The sequence below is a fragment of the Gemmatimonadota bacterium genome (assembly GCA_041390105.1).
In the GTDB taxonomy this organism is placed as follows: domain Bacteria; phylum Gemmatimonadota; class Gemmatimonadetes; order Longimicrobiales; family Gaopeijiaceae; genus JAGQIF01.
This window is the reverse complement of sequence record JAWKQO010000004.1, coordinates 513,051-528,110: the sequence shown is the minus strand read 5'-3', so window position 1 is coordinate 528,110 and position 15,060 is coordinate 513,051. Positions and strand designations below refer to the sequence as shown.

Sequence of the window (15,060 nt, the reverse complement as noted above, 5' to 3'; positions counted from 1 at the left end):
GACCACTTCGAGGGGGACACGCGCATCCACACCGGCGTGCGTACCCTCGGTCATGTCGCCGTCATCGACGGTGATCTTCGTGTCGATGGTGTGATCGGTGGCGACGTTCTCGTCCTCGGTGGCGATCTCCATTTCGGACCCGACGGTCGCGTCGAAGGGAACGCCACCGTGGTCGATGGCCGCGCCGCCGCCGACGCCTACGAACACGTCGGGGGCACCCTCACCGAACAGCGCACCCGGAGTGACCTGCGCTCCGATGCGCGGACGCGCTCGTCCGCGCGCTCACGTTCGGCAGCGTATCGGGGCAGTGAATGGGACGAGGGCCGTACGCGAGCGCACGCGTCGGTCACGGGCAGAATCGGACCCACCTACAACCGAGTGGAGGGGCTCCCCGTGTGGATCGGTCCGATGGTTCGGACCTCCGGCCCTGCGCCCCTCCTGTTGGAGGCACTCGGCATCTGGCGCACTGCCACCGGCTTCGACGCCCGCGAGGACGAATTGGGGTATTGGCTCCGGCTGGAGCAACGGTTTGGTCGCCGTTCCGGGCCCTTCGTCGGTGCGCGCGTCTATTCGGTGGTGAACGGCGTCGAGGATTGGAGTCTGAGCGACGCCGAAGCGTCTCTGGCGACCCTGCTCCTGCGCGACGACTTCCGCGACTACTACGCCGCGGAAGGGTGGTCGGGCTACGTGGGCATGCGCGCCTGGGACCAGCGCCTCCGTTTGACGCTGGACTACCGACGCGAGGACCACGGCTTCGCCTCCGTCGCCGACCCGTGGACCCTGGGCGACGACGACGAGCTGTGGAGAGCCCAGCCACTCGTCGCGGAGGGGCGGATCTCGACGGTCGGGGCGGAGGTCGTCGCCGGTGACACCGACGATCGGGATCGCCGCCACGGTGGATGGTTCGTGCGCGCCGAGGCCCGCAAGGGTGTGGACGGCACGCTGGTGCGACCGGTCTACACGCAGGCGAGCGGCTCGGTGGGTGCACCGCGCTCCTTCGCGGCCGAGGACCTCGCCGTCGGGTTCGTCGATCTCCGCCGGTACGCACCGCTCGGTCCGGATGCCCGTCTGGACGTGCGCGTTCTGGCGGGGGGCAGCCTGAACGACCGCAGTCTACCCGCGCAGTTCCAGCACGCGTTCGGCGGCGCCGGGAGCCTGCCCGGGTACCGCCTGTTCGCAGGCGACTGTGGGGCGCGTACGTCGGGTACAGCCATCCGAGCGGCGAGCGCGGGCTCGTCCGAGCCGGTGTTCCTGGACTACGGGTGCGACCGCTTCGCGGCGCTCCAGGTGGAGTATCGCGGGGGCCTGAGCTTCGACTTCCAGTTCAGCGACGGCCGGGACGAGGATCCCGACAACTGGGGCAACTGGGAGGACTGGGACGATGGCCGCCACGGGTTCGATGCCTCGTTCGAGTGGTCCCTGTTCTTCGATGTGGCGCGTGGGTGGTTGGCCCCCGACTCCGAGGCACCGGGGCGCGCGGGGACCGACACACTGATGGACGCCGGCGCAGGAGTGTGGTTCGGAGGTCTGGGCGTGTTGGCCGCCGTACCTCTCGATTCGGAAGAACATCCGGTGCGCTTCCTGATCCGCCTCGAGCAACGCTTCTGACCGTGATTCCGCGTCGGCGTCTTCGGCTCACCGGCTTGTTGCTGCTGGCTCTTCCCGTCGCAGTCGACGCGCAGGAGGGGCCGCTGCGCAGCCGCCTGTCGGAGACCGAAGGCACTCTGGCGATCGAGATCGGCGATCTCTTCGACGAAGAGATCCGCGATGCGCTACAAGAGGGGTTCCCGCTGCGGGCGCAGCTGGTGGTCACGCTCTGGCGCGACGGGTTTCTGGACCGGCGCGTGGACGCCTTTGAGTGGCGTGCTTCCGTTCGCCCCGAGGGGGGACGCTTCCAGGTGCAGATCGCCGGGGAGCCCGCGCGAGCGGTGGACGACCTCGAGACACTGCGCTCAGCGTTGTCACGGCGCTTCGCGGTTCCGCTGCGACCCCCGGAGCCCGGTCGCTACTTCTACGACGTCGCATTGGACGTCGAGTGCCTGTCGACCTCCGATCTGCACGCGCTGGAGGAATGGCTGCGGGGAAGTGCCGCCCCTGACGACGGGCCGGATCCAGACGACGAGGGCACGCTCACCCGGGGTGTGCGAGGGCTCTTCGTGCGCGCCCTGGGGCTCCCGCGCCGCAGCCTGGAGCGACGCACCCGCACCTTCGGGTGGCGGGGGTGAGGAGCCTGGAAGCACCGCTCAGCGGCGTGTGTACGTAAGGTCGTAGGAGGTCGTCCAGCTCGCCCCGCCGTTCACCGAGTTCTCGCCGTGCTGGCGGACGTTGCCATTCAGAGGCGTCCAGGTGATGCGCTGCGAGGTTCCGCGATAGCGGCCGGCGAGGACCATGCGGGTGTCGACGAGGCCGCCGACGGTCACGAGCGTGAGATCGTTGGTGTCTACCCACACCTGATTCCACAGCCCGCTGCGCGCGTCGTACATGTTGAAGCTCGTGCCGCGCTCGCTGGCGCTACTCCAGTTCTCCTCGAGGATACAGCCGCCGAGCAGCGAGATGAGGTCGTTGGTCGAGCCTCCGACCGCCCAGGCGCCTTCCCAGAAGTCGAACTGTCGATGCTCGGAAGCCTGGCACCCGGCAGCCAGCGTCGGTCCCGCGGGCGCACCCACCGAAGGAATGCGTCTGTACTCGGCCTTCCAGAACTCGGTCCAGGAGCCGCCGCCGTCGCCGCTGCGCTCGGCGCGACGGACGAAGCTCGAGTCGGTGATCGATTCGAACGTCTCCCGGTTGAGGCCACCGTCCGGTCGGGTGCCCGAGCGGGAGACGAGCGTGATCTGGCCGGACGTGAAGCGCCCCTCCAGCACGTCGAAGGTGCCGGCACCCCCGTCCCCTCTCGCGAGGATCCACTCGCCGGGTTGCTCGCCGGCGATGATCAGCGTGGCCATCTCGACGTCGGCGCCGTTGCGGGTGCCCACCCAGGCTTCTTTGCGGGCCCTGCCGGTGAGGGACGAGCGGACCACGGCCGTCGCCTGGCCCTGGGTCACACCCCCGCCGGCGTCGGTGTCCCGGCTCGCGACACTCCACGAGCCGGCGAGGAAGTCGAAGGAGGTCACCGGCTGGGGCCCCGGGTCCACGACCGGTTCGGCTGGAGTGTCGCCGCACGCGGCCAGGGCCAGCACCGTCAGCGCTGCCGACGTCCACGCGCCGGGAGCCCGCATGCCGGTCAGCGCATGCCCGCCGCCTCCACCCCCTCCTCGTCTTACCCCAACGTCCCGACCCATCGGCCCCGCCTCCTCGTTGGACCTTCGCCTGCCTGCCGGAGAAGGTCCCGCCCCCGCGGCGTCTGCCCAAGAGATGCGGGACGAGCCGCGCCGAAGCGGGACGGCCCGGGAATGGTCGGGACGAGCCGAGCGGGGGCCCGCTCAGCCGAGGGGGTCGAGGAGGGCCGCGCGGTAGGTCCGACTGACACGCAGCTCGCGGCCGTCGGTGAGCGTGGCGAGGCAGTCGCCGTTGAACCACGCGTCGACGCGAGCCACCTGGTCGACGTTGACGATCGTCGAGCGATGGATGCGACGGAACCGGCTCGGATCGAGCCGCTCCTCGACCGCCGCGAGCGTCGCCCGGATCAAGTGCTCCCCGTCGGCGGCGTGAAGACGGACGTAGTTGCCTGCGGCTTCGATGTGTGAAACGTCCTCGACCCCAACGAAACGGGTCACCTCCCCTTCGCGCACGGCGAAACGCCGGACCCAGGTGGGGCGGGGGCCGTGCCCGGGTTCCGTGTCGGGTGCCTGCGCGGGTGCAGGACCCGAGACCCACCCCACGTGTAGGGCAGTGGCCAGACCCACGTACAGCAGCGCCTCGGAGAGCGTGAAGGCACGGGCGAAGTGCGCGAAGTTGTTCGCCACGGTGCCACCTCCCATCGCGGAGAAGGCCCAGGCCGCGAGCAGTGCGTGGAGCCCGATGGCGGTGAAGAGGAGCGGCGCGTGCAGGACCATGCTTCGCCGCCAACCGATGCGCGCGGGATCGAGCCGGTCGATCAACACGGCGAGGAGAGGCGTGACGGCGATCCACGGCGTCCACCAGACGATCATGTCCGTCAGCGCGGCCCCCACCGGGCGGAACGTGGTTGTGAGGCCTTCGATGATCCAATCGTTGACGAAGTCCAGACCCACCACCAGCGACCAGAACACGGACACGGAGAGCGGGAAGCGGGCCCGCGCCACCGAGCGGGAGCGGGTCCGTGTGACGAGCGCAGCCGGGAGCCGTCGCGCGAGCATCGCCCGGACGCGAGCGAAGGGGTCGCGCCTGCGGTCGGACGTGCAGGTGGTGTACGGGGACGGGGCGGTGAACGTGTCGGTCGCGAGCACGTTGGCGAATGGCATGGAATACCTCCGGCGGAGCGGGCTTCACCCGGTCATACGGACGCCGGTGGAGTCGGTGTCAGACCGGCGTCGTCCGCCGGACTTGTCGACCGTGCCATCGATGCGGTCGGGACCGGGGCGCGTGGGCGCCCCGGCCCCGCGCCTCTACTCGGCGGTGACCGGATCGATCACCGCGGTCACTTCGCTGATCCGGTTCGCTGGGAAGCCTCCCCGTTCGGCGTGGGTACGAACGGCGTCGGCGTCCGGAGCGACGTAGACGCAGTAGATGCGATCTGCGGTCACATAGCTGTGAACCCACTGGATGGAGGGGCCGAGATCGCTCAGGACCTCACAGGACTTCCGCGAGATTCCGGCAAGCTGCTCCGGTCCCAGATCGCCCGCACCCGGGAGATCGCGTTCGATCACGTAGCGTGGCATGGGTATCTCCTTGGATGGTGGGGGGTCAGTCGGCCCAGCGGCAGGTGACACGCGGGTTCCAGTCCTGGAGCGCGCCGCTCGGATTCTCCTTCCAGGCCCAGACATGCAGGATCCACAAGCCGAAGGTGTTGTTGCGGTGGAAGGCGACGCCGTTGAGCTCAGGCGGCGCGTCCGCCGTCCAGGCGGTGAAGGGGACGGCGTACTCCACCGCGACCAGCCGTTTGGCTCCCGACGGTTGGGGCTCGTAGAGCAGGATCTCGGGCCGCAACTCCTCCACGACGCCGTCGAAGCGGGACAGGTCCCCCCAGTGCACACCCATCCCCCCGCTGGACGACTCCATGCAGTCGGTCAAGCGCGCGTCGAACCCAGCTGCCCGAGCCGCGGCCAGGCTGCGGTATGGGAGGGTGGCCTGCCGCAGCCCGCCGATCCAGGCGCGCAGGGTGGATCTCGGGATCGCTGACGGGGACACCCGACCGGCCCCGTCTGAGATTTCCGCCGCTCTATCGGGGGACGCGCCGGTATCCGGCGCGACCGAGGTTTCGGTACAGGCAGCCATCAGGGTCGCCAGCAGCAGCGGCACCAGACTGAGCACGTTTCGTCCAGGCGAGTTCATGACACCTCCAGAGTGGCAACAAGGTCTCGGCAGGGCCGGCCGCTTGCTGGTCCCTGCAACGGGCCGGACATTGGCGTGACCCCGTCGCCGAACCATCGACGGCCGCTCGCCTCTCTGTCGCCAATGGCCAACTCCTTTCGTATCAAAGCGTTCGGAGGTGTCTCCCTGCACGGGCCCGAGGGTCCCGTGGCGGGTCGGGCCAGCCAGCGCCACCGCCTGGCGCTGCTCGCACTGCTGGGCGTGGCCCGCGACCGCGGCATGACCCGCGAGCGGATCATCGCCCTTCTCTGGCCGGAGGCGGAGCCGGACAAGGGCCGCCGCCTCCTGTCGGACTCGGTCTATCGGATCAACCAGGCGGTCGGTGGGGAGGGCGTCGTTGCCCTTGGCGATGGGTTGCGGATCGACGAGACCCGGATCCAGAGCGATGTGGCAGAGTTCGCCGATGCGCTCGCAGCGGAGGAGTGGGAGACGGCGGTGCTGTTGCAGCCTGCGCCGTTCCTCGACGGCTTCTATGTGCCGGGGGCTGGCGACTTCGAGCGCTGGGTGGAACGCGAGCGACAGAGGTTGGCCCGAGAGCGCGCGCGGGCCCTGGAGGCCCTGGCCACACGGACCGAGGAGCACGATCCGGTTGCAGCCAGCCGCTGGTGGTATCTGCTGTCCGCAGCCGACCCCTACAGTTCCCGCGTAGCGCTCCTGCTGATGCGCTGCCTCGAGCGCGCGGGTGACCCGGCGGGCGCCGTGCGGCACGCGGACCTGCACGCCTCACTCGTGCGAGGCGACCTGAGCCTGGAGCCGGACCCCGAGGTGCCACGGTACGCAGCGGAGCTTCGGGGGAGGGATCCCGAGCCCGTTCCGCCGCGGGAGAGCGCCGCAGAAAAGGGCGCTGCGCGGCGGACGCCGTCGCCCCAGGCACCAGGGTCGGTGACGGCGGAATCGTCCTCGGCTCCGCCCCTGCCCATGGTGCACGTTTCGCCGGCGCCGGCGCCGGCCCGACACAGACGCAGAGCCGCGACGCGCGCCGCCGTCGTGGGCATCGCCCTCCTGGTGTTGGGCCTGACCTGGAGAGAGGCGCGCCGTGAGGACGGCAATGCGACTGCGATCGCGTCTCTGGTGGTGTTGCCCTTCGCCGACCTCAGCGGTGACGGGAGTGGGGCGCCGCTGGCGGACGGGATCGCCGAGGAGTTGATCACACGACTGTCGAACACGCCCGGGCTCAGCGTCATCGGACGCACGTCGGCGTTCGCCTTCAAGGACCGGGCGATGGATGCACGGCAGATCGGCGCAGCGCTCGGCGTAGGCGCCGTCCTCGACGGAAGCGTGCGGCGATCCGGAGCGCGCCTCCGGATCCACGCGCAACTCATCGACGCGAAGAGCGGGTTCGAGCTCTGGTCGGAGATCTACGAGCGCAGCTCCGCGGACGTCTTCAACGTTCAGGACGAGATCGCGCAAGCGCTGGTGACCCGGCTTCGCGGACGCGGGGCGGCCGTGAGCAAGGGAGCAGGTGTTCCGGTCGAGGACCTGGAGGCGTACAACCTCTACCTGAACGGACGTTACGAGTGGCACAAGCGCACCAAGGCCAGCCTGTTGGCTGCCGCCGACTACTTCGAGCAGTCCGTGGACCGAGCTCCCGACTACGCGCGGGCCCATGTGGGCCTCGGGGACGCGTACGCCGTCCTCGGCTTCTACGACTACGTGTCTCCGGCAGAGGCGTTCCCAAGGGCCCGCACCGCTGCGCGCCGCGCCATCGAGCTCGATCCTGAGCTTGCAGAACCGCACGCGACGCTCGGATACGTAGCCCTCTACTACGACTGGAACGTTGGTGAGGCCGAACTCGAATTCAAACGAGCCATCGAGCTGGCACCCGGCTACTCCACGGCGCACCAGTGGTACGCCAATCTCCTCACTGCCGAGGGTCGATTCCCGGAAGCCGTCCGAGAAATGCGGCTCGCCACCGAGCTCGATCCCCTTTCACTGATCGCCAACACCGCCCTGGGCTGGGTGTACTACCACCAGGGCGACTACGAAGCCGCGCTGGACCAGCTCGACCACGCGCGCCAGCTCGACGCCGGTTTCGAGCTCGACTACCTCTGGACGGGTCTCACCTTGGAGGAGATCGGTCGGACAGAGGAGTCGCTCAATGAGCTCCGGCGCGCGGTGTCCTTCTCGAGCTCGGCGATCACGAGGGCGGCACTGGCACGAGGGTTGGCGCTGGCGGGCGAGGAGCGCGAAGCGCGGGGGCTCCTGGGTGCGCTGGAGCAGGAAGCGAGCGCCGGATACGCGCCTTCGTACGAGATCGCGAAGGTCCACTCGGGCCTCGGAGATCGGGCCGGTGCCCTGGCGTGGCTGGAGCGCGCTTTCGAGCAACGGTCCCACTCCATGGTGTTCCTGGCCGTGGACCCTCAGCTGCGGGACCTGCGCGATCTGCCCGCGTTCCGTGAGCTGGTGCAGCGGGTGGGGCAGGGCGGCTGAGATCCGACGGAGCCAAGACAGGAGATCGTGCCATGACCCGAGCCGCATCGCTTCGCACCGCCGCTGGCTTCAGCATCCTGGCGCTGGGGCTGATGATGCTGGGCGTGGTCGTGATGGTGGCGTCCTCCGGGACCGGCGCTCAGGATCCCCTGGAGAGGTTCTCGGATCCAGCCACCTTCACGGCGATCCTGCTCGCCGCGGACCCGGCGCTACGACTCGCGCTCTTCTTCGACGGCCTGTTCGCCATCGCCTATGCGGGCACGGTCGGCTTCGCGGCCATCGGTCTGGCCGCCCGCTGCCCACCCGCTGCCTGGGCCAGCGGACTCGGCATCCTGGTCACGATGGGACTCGATGTCACCGAGAACCTGTTGATGCTCGGCTCCCTGGGGATGGCTGCAGCGGGCGTGCAGATCACGGGGGAACGCATTGCGCTCCATGTGCTGATCTCGGGGCTCAAGCTTCACGCGGCGGCGTTCGCGCTCGTCGCGTTCGCGTTCACCCTCCCTGACCGCGGGCTCGTGACATCGCTGATGCGCTGGGGCGTCCTCCTCATGCCCGTCTCCGCCATCCTGTTCGTCACCGACGTGTTCGGCGCGAGCGGCTACGGTTCGCTGGGGGTGTTCGTGTCGATGGTGGGTGGGATGGTGCTCCTGGCCTTCTTCGCGCGGGCCGAGGCCGGAAGGGAGCCGCAATCGGATCCGCTGTGACGGCCCCCAGGCGTTGCTGAGACGGAGTGGCGACCATTGTCCGGCGTAGCCGCTGCCGGCCGACCCTCGAAACCCACCCCCCATCCACTCCGTAGGGCCTCCTCGAAAGGCGACCCTGTTCACCGGGCGAGGAGAGGATCATGCGCAACCCAGGCATCGCCGCCGTGCTCAGCCTGCTCATTCCGGGCATCGGCCAGATCTACAACGGCACCATCCTGCGTGCGCTCTTCTGGCTCGTCGTGACGCCGGGCTTCTGGATCGGGACCGGCGGACTACTGGGCTGGGTGTGTCACATTGCGTCTGCCTGGACCGCATACCGCTACGCGGAGGCCCATCCCGTTCGCTAGGGGCGCTCCGCGGGCATCGCGCGCAGGACGTCCGGTCGGGTCAGCCCCGCCCTGGGCGCGCCGCTCCGGTACGGCTCTGCCGGAGCTGCAGAACGCGGCGCACGAACTGCTCGCGTAGCTCGTAGAAACGGACCACCTGGCCCGGGGACATCACCTCCAGCAGCCGCTGTTGCTCCTCCCGGAAGAGCGTGGCCTCACGCTCCTGCAAACGCAGGCGTGCCTCCAGGATGGCGGAGGCTTCGCGTTCGCCCTCCTGCTGCTGCTGGAAACGCTCCGTATCCAGACGGATCTGCCGGTTCTCCAGCGCGATGGCGCGGCGCTGCTCCTCGGACCACTGCATGACGTCGCGCAGGCGCCCGGCCTGCTCGGCGTCCAGGTCCAACTCCCGCCGCAGGCGCTCGGCGAACGCCCTGCGCACGCGCTGTTCGAGTTGGGCTCGGGGTGCCTCCTGTTGGGCCGCCAGCCCGGCTGGTGCGGCGAGTCCCAGGGCCAGGACGAGCAAGGGGAATCGTCTCATCGTTCCAACTCCGTGACCAGCGTCTCCAGCGCGTCCTCGCTGAGCCCGTCGAGCACGAGCCCTCCAGCGACGACGGCGTCGTCCATCATCCAGCTTCTCGGGAGAGGTTCCAGATCCGGGAGCGGCGCGGTTCGTTGCTGCCAGAGCAGGGCGGTGCCGGCGGCCACGACGACCCCGGCCGCGGCGCTCAATTGCCATGTAGGCCAGCGTCCGCGCGATGCGCGGCTCACAGAGGGCTGACGCAGTCCAGCGCGCACCCGGGCCACCAGCTCCTCCGGAGGCTCGGGCCGGGCCGCCCGCAGGCTCCCGAGCAACTCTGCCTCGGCCCGCAGGTCGGGATCGTCAGCCAGCGCTGCTTCGACGCGGAGGCGCGCGGCGTCGGACAGGGACCCTTCCAGCCACTCCGGAAGGAGATCGCGTACGTCGTCGAACTCGTTCATCGCAGCATCTCCCGGAGCCGTCGGACTCCGTGGTGGTAGTTCACCCGAGCGGCACCCTCACTCGACTCGATCAGCACCCCGATCTCACGAAAGCTCAAACCGTCGTAGACACGTAGAGACACGGCCATCCGCTGCTTCTCCGGCAAGGTGGCCAGCGCCGCCCGCATGCGCGCACACTCGTCACGGGCCACGACCTGCTCGGCCACGTCCACACCGGGTGCCGGGACGGAGCCGATTTCGTCCAGCGCGTGCTCGGGGTGACGCTTGTGTCGCCGAAGCAGGGCGCGAGCCTCGTTCGCCGCGATCCGCAGCAGCCAGGTGCGGAAGCTGGAGTCACCGCGAAACGAGGTCAGGGCGCGCACTGCTTTGAGGCACGCCTCCTGGGTGGCGTCCTGCGCTGCCGCGACGTCGCCGAGGATACCCAGGGTCAGCCGGTACACCGCGCCCACATGACGGCTGGTGAGCTGATCGAGGGCCCCGGCGTCTCCTCCGCGGGCGCGCTCGACCAGCTCCGCCTCGTCCTTCACCGCGCTCGGTGCGCCCGGGAGGGTCATCGTGTCCATGCTGAACGGAGGGGACGCCGGTTCCGCTCAGCCGTTCCCGTCGTGGGGGAAGACCCGATCGATCTCACGTCCGCACACGGTGCCGCTGAGGGTGACCTGACCCGACGACGGATCGAAGGAGCGGTGCAGCTCGTAGTCGCATTCCTCACTCCGACCGTCCGAGGCCGTGACGGTGAACCCTCCGCTCTGGTCCAGCGTCTGCAGACCATCGGGAACGCCGTTGATCCGGCGGCGGTGGGCGTCCCATCTGCCGCTGCCGTTCGTGCTGAACGTGACGTCGCCGCGGACGCGCGCACAATCCTCGATGGAGCGCGTACCGCTGGCATCCATCTCCATCAGCCGCGTGTCCCGATCGAACGTGCGGGTGCCGCTTCCCACCACAACCGTCTGACCGCCGGCGCGGCAGGGAGCGGTTCGCGTGAAGTCGAATGAGGTGACGACGGGCTCAGCGGCCGTGCCGAGCACCAGGTCCGCGGCAGTGGCCAGGGCCGACTGCTCCAGCGCGGCGAACTGCAGACCGATCAGGCCAGCCAGCAGTGCGTCGCTCTCGATTGCCAGGAACTCGGCCTCGTCGAGGGCCAGTGTCGCCGAGGGGTCGGTGGTGCTGTCGCTGCAGGCGGAAAGCAGGGCCGTGGCCAGCGCCGCTGCCGTCAGGGTCTTCGTGCTCATGATCGTCCTCTGCGGCAAGGCGGCCGCGTGCGGGTTGAATCGGTGCGTCACTCCCTTCGATGCGGCCCCTGGCTCGACCGTTAAAACCGGCGGGGCGGTTCCGTTCGCGCCCGGCCAGCCCGGCCACTCGCCATGGGCCCCGGCCCAGCCCGCGTGGGGCAGGGGCAAGGCCCGGGCCGAAATGATTGCACGTCTGAGTAGATATTCATATGTTAGCGCATGAAGCCTGCCCCCGCGCCCACCGGCGCACCGGAATCCGGCGCGTGTGACGTCCGCTCGGTGGACCTCCCTGCGGTGCGGGCGGTGCGGAACGCCCAGGCCCCCGAGCGCAGCGTGGCCGACCTGGCCGACATCTTCCAGATGCTGGCCAGCCCCGCAAGACTTCGCATCGTGGAGGCTTTGGCCGCGCGGGAACTCTGCGTGTGCGACCTGGCGGCCGTGGTCGGCGTGAGCGAATCCGCCGTCAGCCACCATCTGCGCCAGATGCGTCAGCTGCGCGTCGTGCGCTACCGGAAGGAGGGCCGCTTGGCGTTCTATCGCCTGGCCGACGACCATATCCGCGATCTCTTCCGCATCGGACTGGACCATGCCAGCGAGTGAGCCCCGAGGCGCTGCCGTCGCCGAGCCCGTCCGCTTCCGCATCCAGGACATGGATTGCCCGAGCTGTGTGGCAAAGATCGAGTCGCACCTGTGCAAGCTCGAGGGAGTCGTCTCCGTCCAGGGAGATGTGGTCGCGCGTTCACTGGTGGTCGAGCTGGACGCCGAGCGGACCGATCGCGAGCGCGTGGCCGACGAGATCGGCAAGCTGGGCTATCTGGCGCAGCCGGTCGGCGAGGGTGTGCAACCGCACGAGTCCACCTGGACGAGCGGGACGGCGCGCGTGGCCTACGTCGCCATGGTTCTGTTCGCCCTGGGATGGATCGTGAAGGCCGTGGGCGGTGGCCCGGAGCTCTTCACCTGGATGGGCGAGCGCGACGGTCTGGCGGAGGTGATCTGGATCGCTTCGGCGCTGGTGGGCGGCTCCGCCTTCTTCGGCAAGGGGTTGGGCTCGCTGCGCACGCTTTCGCTGGATATGAACTTCCTCATGACCGTGGCCATCTTCGGCGCGGTCGGGATCGGCGAGTTCAGCGAGGCCGCCGCCATCGCCTTCCTGTTCTCGTTGGCCGAGTTGCTGGAGCGCCACTCCTTGGACCGTGCCCGCGCGTCCGTCGAGGCCCTCATGCAACTCTCTCCGCAAACGGCACGCGTGGAGCGAGACGGCGTCGAGAGCGTGATCGCGGCGGAGGGCGTGCTGGCCGGTGACGACGTGCTGGTGGGTCCCGGTGAGCGCATCCCGGTGGACGGACGGGTCCTGGACGGTGCCTCCGCCGTGAATCAAAGCCCGATCACCGGTGAGCCTCTACCGGTGGACAAGGGACGAGGAGACGAGGTCTACGCCGGCACCATCAACGGGGACGGCTTCCTGCGCATCCGGGCCGAGGGGCCTGCGGACAAGAGCACGTTGGCCCGCATCGTGGAGCTGGTCGAGAGCGCGTCTCGCAAGAAGGCCAGGAGCGAGCGCTTCGTGGAGCGTTTCGCCCGCGTGTACACGCCTTTCGTGACACTGACGGCCGTCCTCATCGTGGCTATTCCCGTGTTGCTGCTGGACGGTGCCTTCAGCACGTGGTTCTTGCGGGGTCTGACGCTGCTGGTGATCGCATGCCCCTGCGCGCTCGTCATCTCCACGCCGGTGGCCGTGGTGAGCGGCATCACCGCGGCGGCTCGCAATGGCGTGCTGATCAAAGGGGGCGCCTATCTGGAGGCCGTGGGGGCGGTAAGGGCGCTTGCCTTCGACAAGACGGGCACGTTGACCTTGGGGCATCCGGCCGTGTCCGCGGTGGTCGCCACCGACGGCGTGAGCGAAGACGAGGTGCTGGCTCGGGCGGCTGCTCTGGAGGCCCGGGCCCGCCATCCCATCGCGCGCGCCATCGTGGAGGCGGCTGCGGAGCGCCACCTGGGACGTCCGTGGAACGTCACGGACTTCGAGACCGTGCCGGGGGTGGGCGTCCGCGGACGACTGGACGGCGTGCAGTACAGCGTGGGCCGCGGGCGCGTGCAAGCGCACCTTGCCGAGAACGGCGACGGGACGGCCGTGGCGGTGATGCGTGAGGAAGGACTGTTGGGTTGGATCCGCGTCGCCGACCGCACCCGGGGAGCCGCTGCGCATGCGCTCTCCGAGCTGCGCAGTGCCGGGGTCGAGCACATCGCGCTGCTCACCGGGGACCACCAGGGCGCGGCCACCGAGCTGGCCCGCAAGCTGGGTGTGGACGAAGTACAGGCGGGCCTTCTTCCCGAGGACAAGCTCCACGCCATCGCTGCGCTCGAGGAGCGCTTCGGCGTGGTGGCGATGGTGGGCGACGGTGTCAACGACGCGCCGGCCCTGGCCCGCGCCACCGTGGGCATCGCCATGGGCGTGGCCGGTAGCGACACTGCGCTGGAGACCGCCGACGTCGCGCTCATGGGGGACGATCTGGAGCGCCTCCCCTATCTGCTCCAGCTCTCGCGCCGCGCCCGGCGTGTGATTCGTCAGAACGTAGCCACCGCGATCCTGGTCAAGGCGGTTCTCGTGGTGGGCGTACCGCTCGGCTGGGTCTCCCTGATCGCCGCGGTCGTGCTGGGCGACTTGGGCGTGTCCCTGGCCGTGACGCTCAATGCGCTCCGCCTGGGGCGGGTCGAGAGCTGACGCGAAACGAGTCAGGCGGTTCCGGGGCACGCTCGCGACGTCGGCGCTTTTCCCTGAAGTCCTCCGCGGTGCGGCGACCGTGCCGCATGGCCATGGAGTTGCAGCGCCCCTGGGGATTCGTCCGCGGTCTTCGACCACCGATCCGTGAGGGAGCGTACGCATGCGACCCGCTTTCGTGGTAGCGTCTCTCGTGACCCTGGTGCTCGGCACGGCAGCGTCGTGCGATTCGCCTTCCGCCACGGAGGGTACCGACCAGGAGCCTACTCCTGGAGGGGTGCAAGAGGGCTGCGCCGAGACACGCCTCCTCGGCGCCCCCAATCCCGTGGCCCCAGCGTGGTGTCGCATTCTCGTGGACGGCCCCGGCACGGCGCGTTCGACGGGCAACCGATGGGTCGACGACTTCGATCATCATCTTTCCTTTGCCACTGTGGACGAGGCCTATCGGATCTTCGAACATGCACCCGCGTTCTCGACGAGCTGTTCGGTGCGCCACTTCCGGCACAACGACCATTGGATGGCGGATGTCGGCACGGACGGGTGTGACGGAGTGTTGCTGCGGCCGGATCGCAGCTTCCGCTTCGAGGACGGCCGCCTGGTGGTGGAGGCCACCGTGGCCGCCGGGATCGAGGAATACGCCAGTCACGTCTGGCCCGAGCTCGTGGTGACGACCGCGCCCGCTCCCACCGCCACGAGCAACGGCGACCTCTACGCCTACGCGCAATTCCCAGGCAGCTGGTCGTTCGGTTGCCGGCTCGAGAACGCGCGCACCCCGGTGTGCGCCCTGTTCGACGACTCCGGCCGCGGCACCGCGGGTCGAGTGTTCGAGTTGAGCTTCTTTCAGCACGAAGGTGCCGCGCGCGTCTATGGGGGGGAACCCGGCCCGCACGGGGGCCAGCGGGACCAGGCGTGGCGGGTGTGCGGCTCCGATGATCCCGACATTGCCTGTCGCGACCGCTTCCGCCTGGAGCTCGAGCGGGACGCGGTCCGCATCTTCGTCAACGATGTGCTCTACTCCGAGCACGCCGGGTTGCCCGCCGGAAAGCAGCTTCCCGACGCAATCGTCAACGGCGAGGTGTACGTGTACCTGGCCAGTTGGACCTGGCGGTTGGGCGAGATCGGAAACGGGGCGCGATTCCACTGGGACCGGGTGGCGGTCAACCCCTAGGAAAGCAGGGCACAGGTGGGGCCCCCCGCGTTCGGACCGCCACGGCTCCGAG

At 69.4% G+C, this 15,060-nt stretch carries 16 protein-coding genes; 8 read left to right on the top strand and 8 right to left on the bottom strand.

Going from position 1 to position 15,060, the window contains the following annotated elements:
- Both R3E10_18755 and R3E10_18750 read left to right on the top strand, forming a co-directional pair.
- Positions 1-1,608: polymer-forming cytoskeletal protein (locus tag R3E10_18755; protein MEZ4417804.1), on the top strand; the 1,608-nt coding region annotated here is incomplete at its 5' end.
- Between the two features lie 2 nt (positions 1,609-1,610).
- The gene (locus R3E10_18750; protein MEZ4417803.1) at positions 1,611-2,225 is read left to right on the top strand and encodes a hypothetical protein; all 615 of its coding nucleotides are present in this window, start codon (positions 1,611-1,613) and stop codon (positions 2,223-2,225) included.
- Positions 2,226-2,243: 18 nt separating this feature from the next.
- Here the strand turns inward: R3E10_18750 and R3E10_18745 are convergent, their stop codons facing one another.
- The 4 genes from R3E10_18745 to R3E10_18730 all read right to left on the bottom strand — a co-directional run bounded on the left by R3E10_18745 (position 2,244) and on the right by R3E10_18730 (position 5,409).
- A complete protein-coding gene (locus R3E10_18745; protein MEZ4417802.1) occupies positions 2,244-3,278 on the bottom strand; it encodes a hypothetical protein in 1,035 nt (344 codons plus the stop codon).
- Positions 3,279-3,419: 141 nt separating this feature from the next.
- A complete protein-coding gene (locus R3E10_18740; protein ID MEZ4417801.1) occupies positions 3,420-4,379 on the bottom strand; it encodes a LytTR family DNA-binding domain-containing protein in 960 nt (319 codons plus the stop codon).
- A 144-nt stretch (positions 4,380-4,523) separates the two neighbouring features.
- Positions 4,524-4,796, bottom strand: coding sequence for a DUF4242 domain-containing protein (locus tag R3E10_18735; GenBank protein MEZ4417800.1), 273 nt, complete (start codon positions 4,794-4,796; stop codon positions 4,524-4,526).
- 25 nt (positions 4,797-4,821) lie between these two features.
- Positions 4,822-5,409, bottom strand: a complete 588-nt coding sequence (locus R3E10_18730; GenBank protein ID MEZ4417799.1) for a hypothetical protein — start codon at positions 5,407-5,409, stop codon at positions 4,822-4,824.
- A 75-nt stretch (positions 5,410-5,484) separates the two neighbouring features.
- Here R3E10_18730 and R3E10_18725 point away from each other — a divergent pair, with 75 nt between their 5' ends.
- The 3 genes from R3E10_18725 (at position 5,485) to R3E10_18715 (ending at position 8,932) form a co-directional block, all read left to right on the top strand.
- A complete protein-coding gene (locus tag R3E10_18725) occupies positions 5,485-7,878 on the top strand; it encodes a BTAD domain-containing putative transcriptional regulator (GenBank protein MEZ4417798.1) in 2,394 nt (797 codons plus the stop codon).
- A gap of 32 nt (positions 7,879-7,910) precedes the next feature.
- Positions 7,911-8,585 carry a hypothetical protein gene (locus R3E10_18720; protein MEZ4417797.1) on the top strand — a complete coding sequence of 225 codons (675 nt, stop codon included), beginning with the start codon at positions 7,911-7,913 and terminating at the stop codon, positions 8,583-8,585.
- A 140-nt stretch (positions 8,586-8,725) separates the two neighbouring features.
- On the top strand, positions 8,726-8,932 hold the full coding sequence (locus R3E10_18715) for a hypothetical protein (GenBank protein MEZ4417796.1): 207 nt from the start codon (positions 8,726-8,728) through the stop codon (positions 8,930-8,932).
- Positions 8,933-8,972: 40 nt separating this feature from the next.
- On the opposite strand, the gene R3E10_18710 is transcribed toward R3E10_18715, so the two are convergent.
- Genes R3E10_18710 through R3E10_18695 form a run of 4 tightly spaced genes read right to left on the bottom strand, consistent with a single transcriptional unit; the run spans position 8,973 to position 11,121 of the window.
- Positions 8,973-9,449 (bottom strand): hypothetical protein, encoded by a 477-nt coding sequence (locus tag R3E10_18710; GenBank protein ID MEZ4417795.1) that lies wholly within the window; start codon positions 9,447-9,449, stop codon positions 8,973-8,975.
- The gene (locus R3E10_18705) at positions 9,446-9,889 is read right to left on the bottom strand and encodes a hypothetical protein (protein MEZ4417794.1); all 444 of its coding nucleotides are present in this window, start codon (positions 9,887-9,889) and stop codon (positions 9,446-9,448) included. The genes R3E10_18710 and R3E10_18705 overlap by 4 nt, the downstream gene beginning before the upstream one ends.
- Positions 9,886-10,443, bottom strand: coding sequence for a sigma-70 family RNA polymerase sigma factor (locus R3E10_18700; GenBank protein MEZ4417793.1), 558 nt, complete (start codon positions 10,441-10,443; stop codon positions 9,886-9,888). The genes R3E10_18705 and R3E10_18700 overlap by 4 nt, the downstream gene beginning before the upstream one ends.
- Before the next feature lie 36 nt (positions 10,444-10,479).
- Positions 10,480-11,121: a hypothetical protein gene (locus R3E10_18695; protein ID MEZ4417792.1), complete on the bottom strand. Its 642-nt coding sequence runs from the start codon at positions 11,119-11,121 to the stop codon at positions 10,480-10,482.
- Positions 11,122-11,340: 219 nt separating this feature from the next.
- On the opposite strand from R3E10_18695, the gene R3E10_18690 reads away from it, so the two are divergent.
- The 3 genes from R3E10_18690 to R3E10_18680 all read left to right on the top strand — a co-directional run bounded on the left by R3E10_18690 (position 11,341) and on the right by R3E10_18680 (position 15,008).
- Positions 11,341-11,721: a metalloregulator ArsR/SmtB family transcription factor gene (locus R3E10_18690; GenBank protein ID MEZ4417791.1), complete on the top strand. Its 381-nt coding sequence runs from the start codon at positions 11,341-11,343 to the stop codon at positions 11,719-11,721.
- Positions 11,708-13,843, top strand: coding sequence for a cation-translocating P-type ATPase (locus R3E10_18685; protein MEZ4417790.1), 2,136 nt, complete (start codon positions 11,708-11,710; stop codon positions 13,841-13,843). Before R3E10_18690 ends, R3E10_18685 begins: the two co-directional genes overlap by 14 nt.
- Before the next feature lie 160 nt (positions 13,844-14,003).
- Positions 14,004-15,008, top strand: a complete 1,005-nt coding sequence (locus tag R3E10_18680) for a hypothetical protein (GenBank protein MEZ4417789.1) — start codon at positions 14,004-14,006, stop codon at positions 15,006-15,008.
- The last annotated feature ends 52 nt before the right edge of the window (positions 15,009-15,060 follow it).

What these genes read in the sequence shown, in the direction of transcription:
- R3E10_18745 (MEZ4417802.1), bottom strand. Translation starts at nt 3,278, where the DNA reads ATGGGTCGGGACGTTGGGGTAAGACGAGGAGGGGGTGGAGGCGGCGGG.
- R3E10_18730 (MEZ4417799.1), bottom strand. Translation starts at nt 5,409, where the DNA reads ATGAACTCGCCTGGACGAAACGTGCTCAGTCTGGTGCCGCTGCTGCTG.
- R3E10_18700 (MEZ4417793.1), bottom strand. Translation starts at nt 10,443, where the DNA reads ATGACCCTCCCGGGCGCACCGAGCGCGGTGAAGGACGAGGCGGAGCTG.
- R3E10_18740 (MEZ4417801.1), bottom strand. Translation starts at nt 4,379, where the DNA reads ATGCCATTCGCCAACGTGCTCGCGACCGACACGTTCACCGCCCCGTCC.
- R3E10_18685 (MEZ4417790.1), top strand. Translation starts at nt 11,708, where the DNA reads ATGCCAGCGAGTGAGCCCCGAGGCGCTGCCGTCGCCGAGCCCGTCCGC.
- R3E10_18695 (MEZ4417792.1), bottom strand. Translation starts at nt 11,121, where the DNA reads ATGAGCACGAAGACCCTGACGGCAGCGGCGCTGGCCACGGCCCTGCTT.
- R3E10_18735 (MEZ4417800.1), bottom strand. Translation starts at nt 4,796, where the DNA reads ATGCCACGCTACGTGATCGAACGCGATCTCCCGGGTGCGGGCGATCTG.
- R3E10_18715 (MEZ4417796.1), top strand. Translation starts at nt 8,726, where the DNA reads ATGCGCAACCCAGGCATCGCCGCCGTGCTCAGCCTGCTCATTCCGGGC.
- R3E10_18720 (MEZ4417797.1), top strand. Translation starts at nt 7,911, where the DNA reads ATGACCCGAGCCGCATCGCTTCGCACCGCCGCTGGCTTCAGCATCCTG.
- R3E10_18710 (MEZ4417795.1), bottom strand. Translation starts at nt 9,449, where the DNA reads ATGAGACGATTCCCCTTGCTCGTCCTGGCCCTGGGACTCGCCGCACCA.
- R3E10_18690 (MEZ4417791.1), top strand. Translation starts at nt 11,341, where the DNA reads ATGAAGCCTGCCCCCGCGCCCACCGGCGCACCGGAATCCGGCGCGTGT.
- R3E10_18680 (MEZ4417789.1), top strand. Translation starts at nt 14,004, where the DNA reads ATGCGACCCGCTTTCGTGGTAGCGTCTCTCGTGACCCTGGTGCTCGGC.
- R3E10_18705 (MEZ4417794.1), bottom strand. Translation starts at nt 9,889, where the DNA reads ATGAACGAGTTCGACGACGTACGCGATCTCCTTCCGGAGTGGCTGGAA.